The sequence below is a fragment of the Clostridium sp. DFI.1.208 genome (genome assembly GCF_024463855.1).
Taxonomy (GTDB): domain Bacteria; phylum Bacillota_I; class Bacilli_A; order Erysipelotrichales; family Erysipelotrichaceae; genus Clostridium_AQ.
In genome coordinates, this window is record NZ_JANGCA010000009.1 from 78,531 (window position 1) to 99,112 (window position 20,582).

Here is a 20,582-nt window from a genome sequence, read left to right on the forward strand (position 1 = left end):
ATATATTTAGTTTCTTTCTGATAAAATCTTACGCGGTTCAAAACGTACAATCGATAGAATTGCCAATATGCTTGTAATACTGCCTGCCCCCAGCATTGCCAAACACAGAACCATAGCGGTATGCCACTCCATCTGAATGGATATGTTCGACAGCTTCTCTGCACCTACGTACTGATTTAACAGCAGCTGATGTCCAAGGTTAGGTCCAAGTATTGCTGCAATTCCCAATCCCAGCAACAGACAGCTTCCGCAGATCATCAATGTCTCCCAGAGCAGAATCTGTATCACCTGTCCTCTGCTCATTCCCATTGCACGCAGAACTCCAACTTCATATTTACGTTCCCGAATGGAGAAGGCAGTTATCAAAAGCAGAAACAGTGTTCCTGCCGCAAGGATGCCGTAAACAAACAATGATGCAGTTCGCTGTAATGATTCTGCAGGTGCTATTGCTTCCTCATAACCTTTCCTATCCATTTTTGCTTCATAGCCTGCTGGCAATCCCTTTTCCTTGATTTCCTTTTGAAAGAGCTTCAGATCAGAGGGCTGGTTTAGATAAAAAACACTCTCGATTTCTCCCTGCTTTTTAAACGCGTCACTGTTGATAAAGGACGAAAAGCTGGTATAAATCTCATTCGCCGGATCCAGTAAAGGTGCTGGAGCTGTTTTATTACCAAGTGACAGATCTTCATAGATACCACTAACGATATATTCAGAAGCTGAGCCATCAATTTTCCTCTGTAGCTGAAACCGGCTTCCAATTGTGAGGCGATTCAGCTCGGCCAATTCCTTACTGATAACCACTTCATTTCCTTGTTTGAACATCCTGCCTTTGATAATCACCTTTGTCTTTTGTTTAAAATCCTTATCCGCAGTCGTAGATGCCTTTATATAGAACTTAGGCTGGCTGGCAGCTTCCTTCTCTTCTTTCAATGCGTCCAGTGTAGAAGAATACATCGCAGCTTTTGCGTTAAATGTGTAGGAATGCAGATAAGTCGATTCAGAAAAGGATAAAAGTACTGCCGGTTCTATTTTTTTAGCATGGATACTTCTTTGTAATAACACTTTTACTCCGTATTCCGCTTTATACTGTTCGACCATACGATCAGCCGATGCATATAAAATAAGTGCTGTTCCAGAGAGTGCAGTCGTAGCCAGTAAAATGACACCTAGCATGATATTACGACCCTTGTTTCTAATCAGATTTGAAAATGCATAAGCTATCAAATACATACCATCACCCTGCCTTTAATGCTCATAGAGACATCCGTTTTCCAGACGGAAGCAGGTATCTGCATAGGCACTGACTCCTTGTGAATGCGTTACGATAATGACGCAGGTTTGTAGCTCATGCGCCAGCTTTTGAAGAATTTCCATAATATCCTTTTCTGTTTCATGATCCAGATTCCCTGTTGGTTCATCAGCGATAATGATATCCGGATGATGAGAAAGAGCCCGTGCAATTCCTACTCTTTGCTGTTCTCCGCCAGATAGCTTTAAGACCTTACGATCTGCCTTTTCTTTTGAAATACCTACCGTTTCCAGCAGCGCATAAGCTCGCTGCTTCTTATTTCTTTCTTTATCTTTTGAGATGTTCATCGCCAATACGATATTGTCAATAGCGGATGCATTGGTCAGAAGATTATATCCCTGGAAAATAACACCGATGCTCTGTGCGCGATATGTATCACGATCCATCGTTTTCAAAGAATTTCCCTTATAGAGAACCTCACCTCCGGTAGCGATATCCAGACCTGAAAGCAGAGAAAGAAGCGTACTCTTCCCTGCGCCTGATTTTCCTACGATCGTATACAAAACGCCCTTTTCAAATTCTGACGTTATGTGATGCAAAACTTCTTGGGTACTATCCTCATAATGATAACTGATATCCTTCAGTGCTAATATACTCATACAAGTTCCTCCTAATTTCTTTCTGACAGAATGCGTCTTGGTTCAAAGCGCATGGCATAGTAGATACCGCCAGCACTGGATATAATTGCAAACAGGAATGCGGCAGTTCCTACTTCCAGCACAAGGATTCCTGTGATCTCTGTCTGCAGTGTTTTCGTTACGGTTCCGGAATTATCCTGAAAACCTCCAATAGCAGAATACGCTGTTGCTTCACTTGCATCCGGAAGTTTTGATGATTGCTGCTTCTGCTCCTGAAAAAGCTGTGCTGCAATTGGTCCGCTAGCCGCTTTGGCTCCTGCAAAGGATAGACTTAGAGTGATTGCTGTTAGAATACAGATTTCCATAAGCAGCCCTGCAACCAAGATGTGTTTTTTCATTCCTATAGCGCGTAGTACACCAATTTCATACATTCTTTCGCGAATCGCCAACATGGAAATTACGACAAGTACACAGCTTCCGACAACCAGCACCAGAATGAGAAATATTCCAGCCATATTCTGCAGGCTCTCAAGTGGCGCTATCAGTTTCTGATACATGGCTGTATCTGTTTTCAGTGCAAAATATGCAGGCAATCCCATTTCATGAAATTCCGTTTCCAATTCTTTTATCCTTGCAGGATCTTTGATTCGATAATTCGCAGTTATACTAATCAACGGTGTTTGTACAGCACGCAGTGTCTGTAATGATGTCATGATTTCATTTCCCCGGTTGACGAGCGGCATTTTCAAATCTTTATTTTCATAAGCTGCCACATGATCCTCATATATGCCTACCAGCTTCATGTTTACTGTTTTCGCATCTTTTCCCGGATTTGGAAAACGCAGAACGATTTCATCATGTAACTTCCAGCCATTTAATTCTGCCAGCTGCTGGGAAACGATGATTTCATTTTTATTCTCAAAAACTCTTCCTTGTACAAGCTTACGGATACCATTTTTAAATTCATCATTGATTTCTTTCTGATCGGTGGCAAACAGCATATTGGTAGATGGCTTGCTGGTCTGTACCCCGGAAAGGGATTCCCTGTCAAATCCGGAAACATCACTGCTCGATTCATCCAATGCCTTTGCATTTTCCAAAGAGACAGGAGCACTGCCAATGAATTTTACACTTTTCAACAGCTTTGACGTTGCATATTTTTCCAGATCCTTCCATGACGGTTCTGTATAGCTCTGTGTCTGTTGCAGCTTTTCATTATCGCGATACAGAATAACAAAAGCAGAAAATTGCTTCTTATAGGAGCGGATCTGATCACCAGCAGCGTGATAGATCATAATCGCTGTCGTAGAACTGAACAGAACCAGTAGCAGCATTCCACCCAGAATTACATTTCTTCCTTTATTTCTGCCAAGATTGGCAATTGCATGTTTTATAAGATACATCTCATCAGCTCCTCACAAGGCAAGGATATCATATGCAATGTTACATGAATGTTACATGTAAGAAAAAAACACCCATTATCGAAAAAAACGATATTGGGTGCTTAAACCTTATAATACAACGGAAGGCACAGGGTGAAGGTGCTGCCTTCCATTCGTTTACTGACACAGGTGATCCTGCCCTCACATAGTTTACATACATGCATGACCAAGCTCAGTCCGATGCCATAACCATCCTTATTCAATTCATTGATACGATAATTCTGTTGGAAGATTTTCTCCTGCTGATCCTCTGCGATCCCTATGCCATGATCCTGAACATGGATGAGAACCGTGTCAGCGTCTTTCTCAATCAGAACATGAACAGGCTTTTCTTCACCATATTTTATAGCGTTGTCTATCAGATTATGCAGGGCTGAGCTGATCCATCGCGGCTTGGCGCATACATATAGAGTATCCTCATCAAAATCAAATTGAAGCTGTGGATAATGCGGTATGTATCTATCCACAACCTCTGCACACAGCATAATGATATCAACCGCCTGCAGCTGGTTTTCCTCTCTATTTTCACTCAAGGTTACCAGATCATCTATCCCCATGGTTAATTCTTCAATGTTTTTCAAACAGGCTTCCTCATGGTGCAGCTCCAAGTTGGCTCGCAACAGGGAAAGCGCATTTTTCTGTTCATGTGATAAATAGGTATGTAGACGTTTATAATCTGCGATATGATGTTCAAATTCCTCTTTGATACTGGAAAAAGCTTTCGCAAGTACAGGATCGTCACTCGCAAAATCATGCATTTCCTGTATTGAATGCAATTGTGCGGCAATTCGCAGATTCTCTTTCTGCTGTATTTTTTTTAGAATGATCCAGAGGATGAATGAGGATGTGATCAGAAATGCGCAAAAGAAAACAGCAATCACAGCAATTCGCTTCATCAGTTCTTCTCGATAGAAATCAGAATACTTCTGTAGATCTTGTAGTCGCTTCGTGTCAGTCTCCTGATTAGGGTTCCCTATCACTTCCTCGTTGGATGCAGGATCCTTTTCCATAAGATTGCTGTCCATGTATGCCTGTACCCTGTCATTATTGCTATAGGATGCAAAAGACAGAATACCACCAACAAATATTCCAGTAACCAGTAATGCATATACAAGCAGTACTGTGGTGATTTTCATGTTTATTTTAGACATAGCGTGTAGCCCTTTCCGCGTATTGTCACCAGGATATCGGATGATGCAGACTGCTTTAATTTTTTCCGCAGTCTGGTAAGCTGTACCCGAAGAGCAGAAGAAAACGGATCAAAGCTCTCATCATACACATGCTCCGCAAGCTCTTCACTGGAAACAATTTCCGGATACCGTATAGCCAGATATTCCAGAATATCAAATTCCTTCGCAAGCAGCGCAACGGGCTGCGAGTGAAGAGTCACTGTTCTTGCTCTGCTATCAATACACAATCCTTCGATATTGATCACAGAATGATGGCGGCCATAAAATCGGCGAATGACTGCCTGTACTCGCGCTCGCAGTTCTTCCAGCTGGAATGGCTTTACAAGATAATCATCTGCTCCGTAATCCAGACCTGACACCCGGTCTTTAAGCTCATCCCTTGCGGTTATAATGATGATCGGTACCGCGATATCATTTTCTCTTAGAAAGCGCAGGATATCAATGCCATCCTTATCCGGCAGATTCAAATCGAGCAGGATGGCATCGTACTTATTTACAAACGCTTTTTCTTCTCCACTGTTCCCATTATTAGCAACATCAACATAAAACCCGATTGCCTCCAGTGCCTCTTTCATTTTGACAGCCAGCTCCACAAAGTCTTCTATAATCAATAGCTTCATTCTTATGATTCTCCTTTACATGTAGAATTCATATAACCTCTATTCTCAATGATAGCGTAGTTTATAAAAAAAAGGAAGACCGTTTCATTTTTGCTTGTTGCTTTTCTCTTTCTCAATTCTTCAGTTTTGTTCTTTCTTTTCCTAATGAAAAGAGTTTACCGATGCTTGTACACTTACATTATTATCTTTTATTTCGTTTGATTACTGACATTGATGCTCCCTTCACTTTCTCTCTTTTCCTTTTGGCATAAAAATACTGCTTATCGTTAAACTTTTCATTAAACAATATATACCATTTCTAGCTTTCATCACACATGCATTATAATTTTCATATGATATCTATATAAAAAGCAAGAACCATATCATGATGTTCCTGCTTTTATTTATTCCAATAAATCAGTTATTTTCTTGCTTTTGCTCTTTTGCCAATACAAGCAAAACCAACTAGCAAAGAAGTAATACATAACAATAACAATGCGGATGAACTTGTAGTATCTCCCGTATTTGGTGATACACTGTCTATGCTTTCATTTTCCTTCATTGTGGTATCTGTATCTTTTTTATTTTGGTTTTTGATCTGCTCCTTATCGTTATTTTCAATAGTTTTCTTATCTGTGATCACAACTATATAATCAGAAGCGTGAGAGAAACTTAAAGAAACATTTCCATTCTCATCAATTCTTCCTGCATTCTGAAAAACGAGTTTTCCATCACTATCATAATAATAAAGATTTCCATATTTTCCTTTGTATTCAGAGCCTATGTTGAATGACAAATCAGCTTTAAAACCAAAATCACCATTATGCGTTAAAGATAATTGTTTTACGGGATTGTTTCCAGCCAACGCCTGTGCTGTTTTACTTGGCACTGCATTTGAATCAAACGTGACTTCCAGATTGATATCCTTCAGATTATCGGCAACGATATCCTTTCCATTGATAGACCAGGTATAGCCGTTCATGTGCAAATTTATTGTGACATCTTTTCCTTTCACTTCAGATAGGATATCAACTGGGACAATCAATGCATCTCCCATTGCTACATCAATTCTATCTCCCTTTTTTGCAGATTTAATATCCTGCACAACACTTTCTATCACTTTATCCGAAAGCTTGGAAGAAGGTTTTTCCGGAGTAGACGGTGTTACAGGTTGCTCAGGCTTTATTGTTTCTCCAGTTCCATCTTGTTTGTCATAGCCTCTAAAGGTCATATCATTTTTAATAACTAGGTTATCACCCTCCGGTTTTACATCAATCCACTTAATTGCTTTGAAGCCAGATAAATCTGGAACGGTTATTCTCTCATTATGTTCAGCAACAATAGCTTTTCTATATGCTACTTCTGAATCCAGTATGCCTCCCCCTGCTGCTCTACCTGCATAATAATTATCGTAATTTTTAAACCGGCTGTCAATTAAGAACCGTACGAGATGATTCTCATAATTCGCACGCATATATACACAATTATAATTCTCTAACTTTTTATCATATGACTCATCATATGTACTAATATTCCATTCCTTAAAGCGAAGCCCTTTGTAAGATACAGGTGCCGCCATTTTCTGCAATATTTTTACAAAATCCCCATATGTTGCGCCTTCATCCAACATATATAAATATTCCTTGTAGGAGTCTAAAGCCTCAGTATCAAAATAGCTTTGATCTACTTCTACAATAACCTTATTATTATATTCTGCATTTAAATAAATACTATTGTAAGGTGAAAATTTTATTTCACTATCCAGTTTGTCACTCATATTTGTTGAATTGTTATTCACGCTCCAACCTTTAAAGCTTTCTCCATCATACAAACCATCAGGTGTATATTTTTTTAATTCAGAAATAAGCTGATTATAGGTCGTACCATAAGACACAATGTGCATCGTTTTATCTTCTTTTTTCAATAAATTTTTATCTGGATAAATATGATATACAGGCATAATCATCTGATCATAGACTGCATAGAATTCCATATATCTCATTGTATCTGTTATTTCTGTATTTTCGTCTATTTTCTTTCCTCTTTCATCCATCCAGCCCTTAAACTTCAATCCTTTATAGGATGTAGTAATAGTAGGAATAGTAATTCCTGCCTCTTTTAAAGTCGTCCGTCGTGCTACCTGTTTCTTTTCCCAATTGCTAAGCTGTGTATACTCGCCTTTTTCATTTAAAGCATAAAAAGAGATATTTAAATCATACACCGGATTTGTGAATGTATCATTACTTTTCATTTTTATATAAAACGGATTGGAGTTAAAAGAATTAATATATTCACTGGAATCAGTCCAGTTTCCGGATACATCATGCAGCTGTATGTAGTTTAAATACCATTCGCAAGGATATAATGTATCTGGAACTTTAAACTCACCGCGATAGCTTTGTGTTTGCTCATCATAGCGCAGATCTATGTTCTGATATTTATTAGCAATATCTGAAGCTGCCGTTAACTCAATATATGCATTTTTAGACAATTCTCCATCATCAGTCGCTTTTAGTTCAAACGTCACAACATCTCCTGCTGTAACAAATTCACCTTTATGACTCATATCAAATGATGTAATCACTGGTGGTGTTGTATCTTTCTTTCCTGTTTCCCCGGCAAGATTAAACCAGTAATCTGCTAGATTTATCCCGTCATGTGTTATATCAATCAGAATATCATCCTTACCATCTGCAGTTACGGATTGCAATTCCCATTTTCCATTACTCATATTGGAATAGGCATATATTGTTCCAGTGTAAATATTTGTCTCTGTTCCACCTTCATTATTAAACAAATCATAGCTATATTCATCTTTTGTCTCTGTATTTTGAAAATTTGCATATAGATGATTAACATTATCAAACTGATTATCTGCTACTTTTATACTTATACCTGAATTATCCTCGTGATTTAACGTTCCTTTATTTTTATTAATCTCAATACTTTGAATAGCTACAGACTGCGATTGTGAATCCGTGATGGTAAAATAATATAAAGGCTGACCTTGTTCATCACTGACTGTCGCATTTTCATAATTGCCGTTCTTATCAGTAACTGTGATATTTACTATTTCTGCCTTCACATATCCACCTTGCTTTGCAGGAATTTCAATAACATAATTTTTGTCTATTCCAGCGTCACCAGAAACATTGAATGTATTCTCCGCTACTCTGTTATCAGCAGACGAGTATAAAACATTAACTGAGATGTCCTGAATTCCATCATCCTGGTCATAAGCCCAAATTTTGATTGGTAGTGCCCCTCCTGCTTTTACACTACTACCTTTACCTTCCATTTCAATTTTTTCAATAACAGGTTTTGTTACATCACTAGAATATAACTGTGGTGTTTCTTCCTTATAAGATGTTGCTGCATGTAACGTCCCCGGTATCATCAAACTCATTGCCAAAGCCATTAAAATCGCTATTCTGCCTTTGTTTGTATTTCTCCGATTTTTCTTTTTCAATTCTGATTTCCTCCTATCCGACTAAAAGCTAACATTCATTTTTATTTCACTAAAATCTTAATACTCATAATATTACAAAACCGGTCATATCTCCTCATCACCTCTCTCTTGCTTTACAAAACTATAAAGCTTTATTTTACAGTACTCCTTTTCATCTCCCTCCTTGTATCCATTATAGTCACGACATTTGTATTATTCAATAGTTAAAAATGCTTAAAAACCCTTTATTTAAGCTTTATTTTTAAATTCCACTCTATATGTTAACCTTTAAAGAATCAAACAAATAATAACGTCAAGAACACTTGAATACCAGCAATTATATCAGAGCCTAAGCAAGGAGCTCTTTTTATTTGATAAAGCAGATCTTTTGTCTTTTTAATCACTACTTCCGGTTTTACATACCCCACATTTCGTTGAGGCACTATTTGAAAACGGAAACTATTCTCGTAAATTACAAGTTGATTTTACCTTTCTTTTTTGCTTCATACATAGCCGTATCTGCCTCATAAAACAGTGATAGAAAATCATCGCAATCGGTCAATATACTTCAAAAAAACTAGAACAAAAGGTCGATTAGGATTGCCAAAAATAGAAGTTTTTCCTATAGAAAAAGCACTTCTTTCCAATTTCAGGATGAGTGCTTTTTCGTTTTTATGACAGTTTTCTCGTTTTAAATTCAATGCTCCGTAACAAGATTATTGACACTTTCTTCAAGAAACCGATTTTGAAATACAATCTTTTCCACCGGTTTTGAAAAATAGAAGCCCTGGATATTATCTGCCTGAATATCCCGTACGACCTTTAGCTCCTCCTGCTCCTCAACCCCCTCAACACAAACGCGGATACCGACACTGTGGCACAGCTGAATTACAGCATTGATAAAGCTTTGATGGAAGGAATTTTCATGTATGGAGGAAATAAACAGCCGATCGATTTTCACGATATCCGCCGGCATCTGTGACAGCATACCCAAAGAGGAATATCCGGTACCAAAATCATCTATGGCAATGCGGATTCCCATTTCCCGCAGCTGCTGGAAGGAACGCTTCAGCGCATCCATCTCCGTCACGAAGCAGCTTTCTGTCAGCTCAATGACGATATGCTCCGCAGACAAATCCGCCTGCCTCAGTGTTCTGCGTATGAAAGGCAGAAGATCCTCATTCAGCATCTGTATATAGGAAAAATTCACGTTCATCACGAACTTCGGTTGCTCCTTCACCCATTCCTTACATGTACGAACAGCCTCCTGAAATACCCATTTCCCTGCCTGATGAATCAATCCAGCAGATTCCAGAATGGGGATAAACTCATCCGGTCTGACATTACCATATTCACTGCTTGACCAGCGAAGCAAGGCCTCTGCCCCTTCCACCTTCATACTGGCAGCATTGATCAGGGGCTGATATACGAGATAGAAATCCTGCATACCGCGCAATACGCTATTCTGCAGCTGATTCGTAATGGATAAACGGCGGCGCTTGATCTGTACAAGCTCATGTGAAAACTGGGTGCACTGATTCTTTCCGCGGTATTTACTTGCCTCCAGTGCATTGTCCGCAAACTTAATCAAATCCAGATAGTTATCGCCATCCTCACAGAACATCGCAATACCGCCGGACACCGTACAGAAATAGCCGGTATTATCGATACTGTGACGCCTGTTGCAGTATGCATGTATGATTTTATATAGCTCCCGCACCTGCTTGCGTGTTGCCTGTTCATATACAATAGCAAATTCATCTCCGTCAAAGCGATACATGCGTGCCGATGCAGGAAGAAGGCGCTGCATGGTCTGTGAGAACTGACGCAGGACTGCATCTCCGAAAATATGATCGTTCAATTCATTGATATGAGAGAAATCATCGAGCCCAAGCAACAGAATACCGCCTGTTCTCCCATGCTCCAGCAGCTGTGTAACAGAATTTTCACAGGCTGTCTGGGTAAACAGTCCGGTGATGGAATCTATTTTGCCTTTATTCTCTAAATTGGTCACAATGCCGGCAAAGAAAATCGGATCTCCCTGCTCATTGCGTTTTAAAAGACCTCTGCAGATGACCCAGATATATTCATTTTTACGATTGCGAACCTGATACTCCACATTGTGCTCATCGGTTTCTCCATTCAGCATTGCCGAAATGGAATCATCAAATCGCTGGCGGTCACGCTCGTGAACCAGATTCCCCCACAACGGAATCAGTCCAGGGACAATAAGATCGGGAAGATCAAAATCCCGGAGCATGTTTTCAGAAACTAAAGCACGATCCTCCTGCATGTTCACAAGGTAAATGTAATCATCCGTACTATTGACTATGGTATCATACAACATCCATGGATCCAGCTGGAATTCAGCCAGAATCTCCTTACTGCTTTTCATAGCAACAACCCCGTTTCTAATTTCAGGCTTCTTTGAAATGGCAGAATGAATCGTTAAATAAACCTGTATTTTTAAGAAGCTCTTTCTTCCTATATCATACCACATCTGCATGAAAAAGATTGCATCATTTTCCTAAATGGATGGTTTTTCAGACCGCAATGTAGCACCAGCGAAAAATATATCACACCAGCATCACACATAATAAAATACCTACCGATTTATGTACAGCTGTTTCATAGACACAGCTCTTACAGCGGCTGCTTCTGCTTGATATTCCAGCAGTGATTCAAAGGACCACTGCCCTTTCCCAGATCAAGACCGTCACGCAGCGCTCCGCTGATATACGCCTTCGCCCGTTCTACCGCACTCGTCATATCATAGCCCATTGCCAGATTGCTGGCGATGGCACTGGATAATGTACAACCGGTTCCATGAGTATTTGGGTTATCGATTTTTTCACAGCAAAGCCAGTGAACATCTTCCTTATATACCAACAAATCATCGGCACGATTCATGGAATGCCCGCCCTTCATCAGAATATACCCGTCATAGTCCTGTGCAATTACAGCAGCGGCCCTTTGCATATCCCTGCGGTCATGTATCCGCATGCCACTCAAAACCTCTGCCTCCGGGATATTGGGGGTGATGATATCGGCAAGAGGAAGCAGCTTTGTTTTCAACAGCTCCAGCGCAGGCTCCTCCAACAGAGCGGAACCGCTGGTGCTGACCATAACCGGATCAACGACAATACGCTCGATTGCATACTGCTTCAGCTTTTCCACAATGACAGTGATCAGCTCCGGTCGGGAAACCATGCCGATTTTTACCGCATCCGGACGGATATCCGTGAAGACGCAGTCAAACTGTTCCTCTAAAAATTGCGGTGTTACATTCATGATGGAAGTTACACCGGTTGTATTCTGCGCCACCAGTGCTGTGAGAATACTCATTCCATATACCTCATGTGCCATAAAGGTTTTTAAATCAGCCTGTGCTCCGGCTCCTCCCGTAGGATCAGTTCCGGCAATCGTTAGAACCGTTTTCATATGCATTCTCCTTTCAAATCGTCCAGCGACAATAAGGCGGCATCCGCCAGTGTACAAATTTCATCCCATTGCTCCTTGCCGGCAGCATCATACACTGCGGTAACATGAAAGCCATGCGCTTTCAATGTCCGAATGGCATGCAGGGCATCCTCTACAAACATCGTTTCCGCCTTATCCGTATGCAGCATGGCAGGCATGAGCGCAAACAGACGTCCATCCTGCTTATCATAGGGCAGCTCCTCACAGCTTGCGACAAAATCCAGATACTCCAGCAGACCGTTTCGCTTCAGGGCCTCTTCTGCGCAAATCCGCTCACATGCCGTCAGAACACCCATCCGCATACCTGCTGCGTGCAATCTTTCCAGACAGGCCTTAGCGCCCTTCTTGGCAACAACCTCCTGCTTGTAGCGTCGCCGTATGATTGTATAAACCTCTGTACGCATCTGTGCCAGAGAATCCGGTATTGCATACCTCTCCTTCAGATAACGGATAGCCTCTGTCATCGTCATCAGCTGCAATGCTTCACTGAGATTATCAGCGGCTTTGATTCCCTTTGCCTGAAGATATACCACTGCCAGATCCTCCCATACCCACATGGAGTCCATCAGCGTGCCATCCAAATCAAATATGTAACCCTTCATATGCTGAACCTCCTTCCATGAATAATGAAAAAAGGGCTATGCCATGTATGCATAACCCGCGTTTTATGTGCAGTCCCTACGTTGGCATTATCCAAATCAGGTAATCGGTCGAAGTTCACAACTTCCTCTCAGCCTGTCTACAAGCTCCCTTATTTCCATGCACATCATATCATTTCCACATAGCTTCGTCAACAAGCATTCGTATCTTGTGACAAAGCTTTTTATGGATGCATGCTGGCTGGAAGTATATAAGCAGCGGACTGCATGATGAAATCCGGAAGCAGGACTTTTGTGAATGGCTTGCATTATCATATGTTTCCCCACACTTTTCGCATGGACATGAAAGTTTTAACGAAAGCGTTTATTTCTATAACAATCTTACTTTCTTTCACGCGATCACGCTTCATCTTTTTCTTAGGAACAGTTACGTTTCTTCTCCAGCTGTGATACAATACATAACAGAGGTGATAACATGGATTTAGAAGCTTTTTTTCATGAGTATAAAGAAAAAAAGAATGCCTATCAGATGGCACTGAGCACAATGTATTATGATCAGGCCACGATTGCACCAAAAAACGGCATTCCCTACCGCAACCGCATGTCGGCAATTTTATCGGGAGAAGCCTTCGATCAAATGGCGAATAAGGAAAGTATTGAGAAAATTGAAGAACTGGCAAAACAGGAGAATGTAAGTGCAGAACGCAAGAAAGAGCTGCAGCTGCTGTTGCGGGAGCTGAACGATCTGCGTGTGCTTCCAAGAGAGGTATACGTGGAGTACAGCAAAACCATTGCGGACAGTGAGGCCGCATGGCATGAGGCAAAGGAACAGGACGATTACCAGCTGTTTAAGCCGCATCTGATCAACGTCATAGAAAAGCAGAAGGAGGTTCTGTCCTATGTCACAGCGAAGAAAAGCGATTATGATTTTATGCTGGACAGCTATCAGATCAATACCGATATCGCATATTATGACCGCTTCTTTGATGCGATCCGAAAGGAGCTGCTTCCGTTCCTGCAAACGCTGTTGAAGGAGGGAACGCCGATTGATGACTCCCTGCTGTTTACAGCCTTTGATACGAAGGAGCAGGCGGCCTTCATGCAGGAGCTGCTGGACTATATGCAGGTCAATGACAAGGAATGCTATATGACGACAACCGAGCATCCGTTCACGAGCTTCTTTTCCGCTCACGAAGCACGCATTACAACGCATTATCATGAACATAATCTCATGTCTGCGATTTTTTCCACCATTCATGAGTACGGGCATGCCCTGTATGGGCTGCAGGTGAAGGAAGCGTACGAAGGAACCTCTTTGTTCAGTGGCATCGGTACTGCCATGCATGAATCACAGTCACGGTTTATGGAAAACCACATTGGAAGAAACCGCGCATTCTGGGAAGTGAATTATCCAAAGCTGCAAAAGCATTTCCCTGACCAGCTTCATGCTGTTTCTCTGGATGATTTTATGAGAATGATCAATGTATCCCGGCCTTCCTTCATCCGTACGGAAGCAGATGAGCTGACCTATCCGATTCATATTCTGATTCGTTATGAGCTGGAGAAGGAAATCTTCAACGGCACAGCAGATTATGATCATCTGGATACGATGTGGAATGATAAATACGAAGAATATCTGGGTATCCGTCCAGAACATGCAAAGGATGGAATCTTACAGGATATGCACTGGGGCGGTGCACTGCTGGGCTATTTCCCTACGTATGCGCTGGGAAGTGCATTTGCGGCTCAGTTCTATCACCAGATGGAACAGGATATTGACGTGGAAGAAGCGCTGCATACCGGTGACTTTGAAAGAATCAGCGGCTGGCTGAAGGAGAATATTCATCAGTATGGTGCCTTCAAAGATGCAGATGAGCTGATGATGGAAGTATGCAAAGAGGCCTTTGATCCGAAGTATTACATCGAATATCTCAAGAACAAGTATGCACAGTTGTATCAGATTTCTGCAGATTAAACAATAAAACAGAATAGAAAGAAAACGAAAGGATACGCTCCATGCGAAGGCCTTTCGTTTTTTTTATCGGTAATCCAGCATTTTTATTTTACGCTATCCCGCTTCTACAGGAATGCATAGTTACAAATGGGTTACCCTAAATATTTTGTAAAGCGGGCATTTCTACAGTTCCTCAGCGTTTGATTCTATCACGCGCGTATACCAGTAAAAAGAATCTTTCCGTAAACGGGCATAGCTTCCATTCCCGTAATTATCCGCATCCACATATATAAAGCCATAGCGTTTCTTCATTTCACAGGTTCCCTGCGATATGATATCGATTGGTCCCCACATCGTATAGCCAATAACATCGACGCCATCTCTGATTGCCTCTTTGACCGCTAGGATATGTTTTCTTATATAATCAATTCTGTATGAATCATGAATCAATCCATCCTCACTCACAACATCATCTGCGCCTAGTCCATTCTCCGCAATAAGAATTGGCAGCTGAAACCGGTCATAAAGCTTATTTAATACGATCCTTAAGCCAACGGAATCAATGGGCCAGCGCCAGTCACTCACCTCCAGATAAGGGTTTACCTTATCTACCATGATAACACTGTTTTTGCTTTCCCCCTGCTTACTGCTATGAGTTGCAATATAGCTCATATAATAACTAAAAGCTATAAAATCAACGTTGCCCTTTCGGAATATTTCTTCATCCCCTGCTTCCATATTTATATGAATATCATGTTCATGAAAATATCTTGCCATATAGGATGGATAATACCCCCGCACAGTTACATCCAGATAAAACATATTTAATTGATTTTCCTTCAATGCCTCTAATACATCCAGAGGATGGCAGGTTTCCGGATATGGGTCAATAACAGCAATCATACTCCCTATTCTTGCATCCGTTATGATCTCTTTGCACAACTTCACAGCCATTGCACTTGCAATCAGCTGATGGTGAATCGCCTGATACTCCACCTCCAGCAGGTTGTCTGTTTTTGCTTTTTCCAATAACAAACCACCACCTACATAGGGGACAGTCGTCATTTGATTCATTTCATTGAATGGAATCCACATCTTAACCTTATTCTTATATCTTTTGAATATCGTTTCACAATACTTCAAATACAAATCTATCGTTTTCCGGCTTTCCCATCCATTTAACTTCAAGGTTATTTCAATAGGCATTTCATAATGTGAAATCGTTACGATTGGTTGGATATGATACTTCCTACATTCATCAAATACGTTGTCATAAAACAGAAGTCCTTCCTCATTTGGCTCGGTTTCAAAGCCTGTCGGGAATATCCTTGTCCATGCGATTGACATCCGATAGCAGCGAAAACCCATCTCTGAGAATAATGCAATGTCCTCTTTCCAATGATGGTAGAAATCACACCCTCTATGTTTTGGAAAATTTCCACGGAAACCATTCGCTTTATATGTCTTGATTTCATCATAGGAAGCATCCATAACAGGTGTATGCTTCGCTGCAGCATCCTTCCGAAACGGCGTCATATCCGCAGTAGAAAGTCCTTTTCCTCCTTCCTGGAATCCACCCTCTAATTGATTGGCTGCAGTAGCGCCACCCCATAAGAAATTCTTTGGAAAACTATCCTGATACTGTTTCATAATACATCCTCCTCACGTTTGTGAGCAAATTATACCTTTCTGCTTCTTCAAACACAATCATGATTCCGGATATAAAAACACAGTACTAAAAAAACACTCTGCCTCCCTTACACCTGCGAAACACTGTACCGTTTTTCCATTTATTTATCATCCATCAGTATGGGATTTCTTATCAGTTTCTTCATATCTCCTCTATTCTGTTCAAAACTGGTTAAGAAGCTTTGTCTGTTCTGATAATTTCCAAAATAGTCGGAAGCAAAGGAATAGGAATATAAAACATCCATCAGAAACAGTACAGAGATATTGAAACCAAAATCACCTATTTTGGTATTTAACCTTTCTCTTGTAGATACGTATAAGCAGCAATCCGAATACTTTGAAAGTGTATTATTGCCATACGAGGTAATAGCAATACATGAGATCTTGCGTTCTTTTAATTTTGCGGCAACCTCTAAAATGTTTTTGGTTTCACCAGAATAGGATACAAGAATAAATGCAGCCTCCTTTTGTGTAAAGCAAGCACTGTAGTATAGCTCATCGATAACATTCGATACAATGACAGTCTTTCCTATCTTTATCATTTTGTCCTTGAATATTTCACACAGTCCAATTTGTATCCCTGCACTGTATACATAGACAAGCTCTGCCTTTATAAGCGCCTGATCTGCTTTCTGCAGCATTGCATAATCCGCCAGTGATAAGATATCATCGATAGTTTCTTTAAACAAAGCAGCCAGTTTATTAGTTCTCATCTTCCCATCATCCTGTGCAAGGAAGGGAATATTGGGATCAATCTGCTGAAAATGCGAAGAAAAATATGTTAATTCTTCTAAAAAATCCTTTTTAAATGCGCGATACCCGTTATAGCCAAGTCTTTGGAAAAAACGCATTACAGTAGCTGGAGAAACATATGTATTCTCTGCAATGGAACGAACTGTTTCAGTGCTCAGATCCATCCCTTTTTCCAATATGAAGGCCGCAATAATGCTATCTATATTTGAAAAATGCTCTCCTCTTTTCAAAATCTGTATAAGCAGCATACAAACACCTCTCTTATTTCATGTTTTTCACGCATATACCAAAAAGCAAGACCTTACCATCTACCCTGATATGCCTTGCTTTCTGATCTGATTTCATTCTTCTTTCCCGTTCTTTTTCAAGAAAAGGGAACAGCAATCCTGTATCCTGCAAATCTATACAAGCTGATTATCCTTCTTCTGCTTTTCGATAATCTTCAATCAGCTGCTTGAACCAGTAATAGCTCTTTTTCGGATATCGCTTGTTGTGATCATCAAAATCCACCCGCACAAGTCCATAGCGCTTTTCATAACCGTTGACCCAGCTGTATAAATCCATCGTAGACCAGGCATAGTAGCCGCATACATTACAGCCGTCTTCCATCGCTTTAAACATATAGTCGATATATCCCTGCATCATGTCGATACGTTCATCATCCTCTACGTATCCGTCAGCATCCGGTGTTTCATAGCAGCCATGCCCGTTTTCTGTGATATACACAGGAATATCCCCATATCGTTCTTTGATTTCCATCAGAGTATTGTACATACACCTCGGATAAATTTCTCGCCCCCATAAATTCCGTTTCGTATTTGGATCGATCGCTGTTTCATACCAATCCTTGATTCGGATTCCCTCCTTTGCATTGGAGCCTGCCCCCTTATTGTTATGGAAGACCTCCGTTTTCCCTGCAGAGTAGTCCGTAATATAAAAGCGATTGTATACATTCATACCAAGGAAATCCACTTTTCCCTGTTGGAATACCAGCATATCCTCAAACCGAATATACTTGGTATCCATACCATACTCCCGCAATAAAGGTATCAGTGCACCGGGAAATTCCCCCTTGCATGCCGTATCAAGTATGATACGGTTATAGAACAGATCTGCAATCATACGAACACGTTCTTTTTCCTTTGTATCTGGTGCTACCTCCACATTACTGGAATCATGTACAATACCGATTGTCCCGTTCAGCTTGAGCGCATGATAGATTGCCACTGCCTTTGCACTGGCTACTGCTTCATGATAGACCGTTGTAAAATAGCGGTTAAAGTCATGACGGTGATTGGGAGGATAATTGCCTACCATATTACTGCAATATGCATAGTATTTCGGTTCATTGATCGTAACCCACAGCTTTACACGGTCACCAAAGGCGGTAAAGCAAACTCTTGCATATTCTGCAAACGCATCGATAATGGCCCGATTTTCCCAGCCGCCCTCCTTTGCAATGGCTTCCGGTAAATCATAATGAAACAAGGTCACATTCGGCTCTACATCCTGCTTCAGGCAATAATCTATAACCTTGTTGTAAAAATCTATACCGCCCTGATTCACGGCACCTCTTCCATTTGGAAGAATCCTTGCCCAGGAGATGGAAAAACGGTATGTATTTTGTCCGCCGGCCTTCAGCATGTCGATATCTTCCTTATAGTGGTGGTAAAAATCACAGGATACATCCCCTGTTGCACCATTGATATTCAACGGATTTCCATGAGAAAACACATCCCATTCACCTAAGCCCTTTCCATCCGCATCCCAGGCGCCTTCACATTGATATGCAGCGGTAGCACTGCCCCATAAAAATTTCTGTTTCTTTGTCGTTTTCATGATAGCCTCCATTTCTGCATCCGATCGGATGCATTCTTATACTTTTTTCGCTTCCCTTAATTTTATTTCATAAATATCCTTTTATGATAAAGCATCCTTCATACGAAGCAGCATCTCAATATCTTCCGATTCCCGTTCGTGCAGGAATCAGCTACTTATGCAAGAACGTTCCATACAAAGCACCCTATGTCGTTCGTGTAGTTCCATGATGCTTTTCTTGCCTACGCAGGATGCGTAACGGTATGCTCAAAATCGCATCCCATTACGCGCAGGGTTTTCAGCTTTCTTATCTTTACTTTATTTTCATGCATTGACAAGTGCCATTTCTTTTTTCAACAGGTATGGCCGAAGATACGCCGTTGCCATACTTGTCGGTAACACGTCTTCATGAATGTGAATCCCCAGCACCTCCTGCATATACGCTCTGCGTTTCACTATGCGTTCCCACACAGCCGGATATTCCCTTGCGATTTCCTTTCGTAAGGCTTCATCTGCCAGTAAAATTCCACTTTCACAGCTGACTCCGCCATAGCCGTTTACACTTGGAATAATATCAATCTGAAACAGCATACCGCTTTGTAATGCTTCCTTAGATTGCGGATAAATCGGCGAAGACATCCATTCCTCATCAGCACACAGGTGACCCGGATTCAGTGTCCAGCCATACGCCTTCTTTGGCAATACAGCCTCAATCGCCTCATACAAATCGTTTCCGTTTATCCCGATTTTAATGGTTTCCAGCCACACTTTTACTGCCTGAAAATAAGGAATCGCTACCGCCGTTAGATACTCCTGTTCCTTCTCCGGCAGCTGCTCAGCACATTCCACTGCATAGCCTGCACGACTCTGCAGGCCTCCCTTAAAGCCTGTAGTAATGGAAATTTTATCACCACACTGGATTTGTTTATTTCCCGGATACAGATTGGCTTTTTCAAAACGGGCTCCTGTCGCCATGATGGTAACAACACTGTGACGCTGTCCGTCCGCTGCAAGTGTTTCCGCCATTTCCATTTCCGTTTTTCCTACCTCCAGACGATCCATAGTCTTCAGTATGCAATTCCCTGCCAATGCTGCCCCATATTCATAGTGTGCAAATTCATTCGCATTGTTGGTCGTTCGTACACCGTTTTCTCCAATGAGCAGATACGCTGCATTGGTAAACTGCGCTTTCTGACAAAGCGTCTTCAATGCCTCAACAAGAAAATACGGCAAATCAAACAGCAGATGATTATCCTCTACCTGACTGGTGAAATTCTTCCATCCAATCAATCCGATTTTTTCTGCTTTTTCCAACTCGCAGGATGCCAGTATTTGCGCAACACTTTTCTCTGTCTGCATCGGCTGATTCGGCAGGGAGAAATGTGGCATATGGATGGGAACCGCTTCGATTCTGGCTTTTTCCGCCTTGTTTAAATTTTCATTTCCCAACACCATAAATGCCTTTCCATCCGCATGAAGAACAAGCAGTGCTTCCTCAAAGCGCGGCAGAAACCCGCATAGATATTCAAAATTACTGCCATGCTCCAAATCTGCGTACACGACAACGGCATCAAAGCCATCCCTCTGCATTTTTTCAAGCAGACATGCCTTACGATTCTGCATGGTTTCATCGCTCAGCATCACAGGGATAAGCCCTTCCTCCAGCATTGGTGCTTCCACTTCTTTTAACTTAATCATACAGTTCTTCCTTTCTCATACAGTT

14 protein-coding genes and 1 riboswitch are annotated in these 20,582 nt (G+C 41.2%); of the genes, 1 reads left to right on the forward strand and 13 read right to left on the reverse strand.

Going from position 1 to position 20,582, the window contains the following annotated elements:
* Positions 1–6 precede the first annotated feature (6 nt).
* The 9 genes from NE665_RS06750 to NE665_RS06790 all read right to left on the reverse strand — a co-directional run bounded on the left by NE665_RS06750 (position 7) and on the right by NE665_RS06790 (position 12,648).
* Complete coding sequence (locus tag NE665_RS06750; protein WP_117444351.1) at positions 7–1,230, reverse strand: FtsX-like permease family protein; 1,224 nt, start codon at positions 1,228–1,230, stop codon at positions 7–9.
* A 15-nt stretch (positions 1,231–1,245) separates the two neighbouring features.
* Entirely contained in the window at positions 1,246–1,908 is a 663-nt protein-coding gene (locus tag NE665_RS06755) for an ABC transporter ATP-binding protein (protein WP_117444350.1), read from the reverse strand.
* A gap of 11 nt (positions 1,909–1,919) precedes the next feature.
* Complete coding sequence (locus NE665_RS06760) at positions 1,920–3,290, reverse strand: FtsX-like permease family protein (RefSeq protein WP_117444349.1); 1,371 nt, start codon at positions 3,288–3,290, stop codon at positions 1,920–1,922.
* Positions 3,291–3,391: 101 nt separating this feature from the next.
* Complete coding sequence (locus NE665_RS06765) at positions 3,392–4,480, reverse strand: HAMP domain-containing sensor histidine kinase (protein ID WP_117444348.1); 1,089 nt, start codon at positions 4,478–4,480, stop codon at positions 3,392–3,394.
* The gene (locus NE665_RS06770; protein WP_117444347.1) at positions 4,468–5,139 is read right to left on the reverse strand and encodes a response regulator transcription factor; all 672 of its coding nucleotides are present in this window, start codon (positions 5,137–5,139) and stop codon (positions 4,468–4,470) included. Before NE665_RS06770 ends, NE665_RS06765 begins: the two co-directional genes overlap by 13 nt.
* A 400-nt stretch (positions 5,140–5,539) precedes the next feature.
* Complete coding sequence (locus tag NE665_RS06775; protein WP_117444346.1) at positions 5,540–8,587, reverse strand: hypothetical protein; 3,048 nt, start codon at positions 8,585–8,587, stop codon at positions 5,540–5,542.
* Positions 8,588–9,263: 676 nt separating this feature from the next.
* Complete coding sequence (locus NE665_RS06780) at positions 9,264–10,961, reverse strand: GGDEF and EAL domain-containing protein (RefSeq protein WP_117444358.1); 1,698 nt, start codon at positions 10,959–10,961, stop codon at positions 9,264–9,266.
* A gap of 248 nt (positions 10,962–11,209) precedes the next feature.
* Positions 11,210–12,007 carry a bifunctional hydroxymethylpyrimidine kinase/phosphomethylpyrimidine kinase gene (thiD, locus tag NE665_RS06785; protein WP_117444345.1) on the reverse strand — a complete coding sequence of 266 codons (798 nt, stop codon included), beginning with the start codon at positions 12,005–12,007 and terminating at the stop codon, positions 11,210–11,212.
* Entirely contained in the window at positions 12,004–12,648 is a 645-nt protein-coding gene (locus tag NE665_RS06790) for an HAD family hydrolase (RefSeq protein WP_117444344.1), read from the reverse strand. Before NE665_RS06790 ends, thiD begins: the two co-directional genes overlap by 4 nt.
* 57 nt (positions 12,649–12,705) lie before the next feature.
* A riboswitch (TPP riboswitch) is annotated at positions 12,706–12,809 on the reverse strand.
* 311 nt (positions 12,810–13,120) lie between these two features.
* Here NE665_RS06790 and NE665_RS06795 point away from each other — a divergent pair.
* Positions 13,121–14,620 (forward strand): carboxypeptidase M32, encoded by a 1,500-nt coding sequence (locus NE665_RS06795; RefSeq protein ID WP_117444343.1) that lies wholly within the window; start codon positions 13,121–13,123, stop codon positions 14,618–14,620.
* 162 nt (positions 14,621–14,782) lie between these two features.
* Here NE665_RS06795 and NE665_RS06800 read toward each other — a convergent pair whose 3' ends face one another.
* The 4 genes from NE665_RS06800 to NE665_RS06815 form a co-directional block, all read right to left on the reverse strand.
* Positions 14,783–16,249, reverse strand: coding sequence for a glycoside hydrolase family 1 protein (locus NE665_RS06800; RefSeq protein ID WP_117444342.1), 1,467 nt, complete (start codon positions 16,247–16,249; stop codon positions 14,783–14,785).
* A 140-nt stretch (positions 16,250–16,389) separates the two neighbouring features.
* The gene (locus tag NE665_RS06805; RefSeq protein WP_117444341.1) at positions 16,390–17,289 is read right to left on the reverse strand and encodes a MurR/RpiR family transcriptional regulator; all 900 of its coding nucleotides are present in this window, start codon (positions 17,287–17,289) and stop codon (positions 16,390–16,392) included.
* 166 nt (positions 17,290–17,455) lie between these two features.
* Complete coding sequence (locus tag NE665_RS06810) at positions 17,456–18,880, reverse strand: glycoside hydrolase family 1 protein (protein ID WP_117444340.1); 1,425 nt, start codon at positions 18,878–18,880, stop codon at positions 17,456–17,458.
* 303 nt (positions 18,881–19,183) lie between these two features.
* Entirely contained in the window at positions 19,184–20,557 is a 1,374-nt protein-coding gene (locus NE665_RS06815) for an aminopeptidase P family protein (RefSeq protein ID WP_117444339.1), read from the reverse strand.
* Between the last annotated feature and the right edge of the window lie 25 nt (positions 20,558–20,582).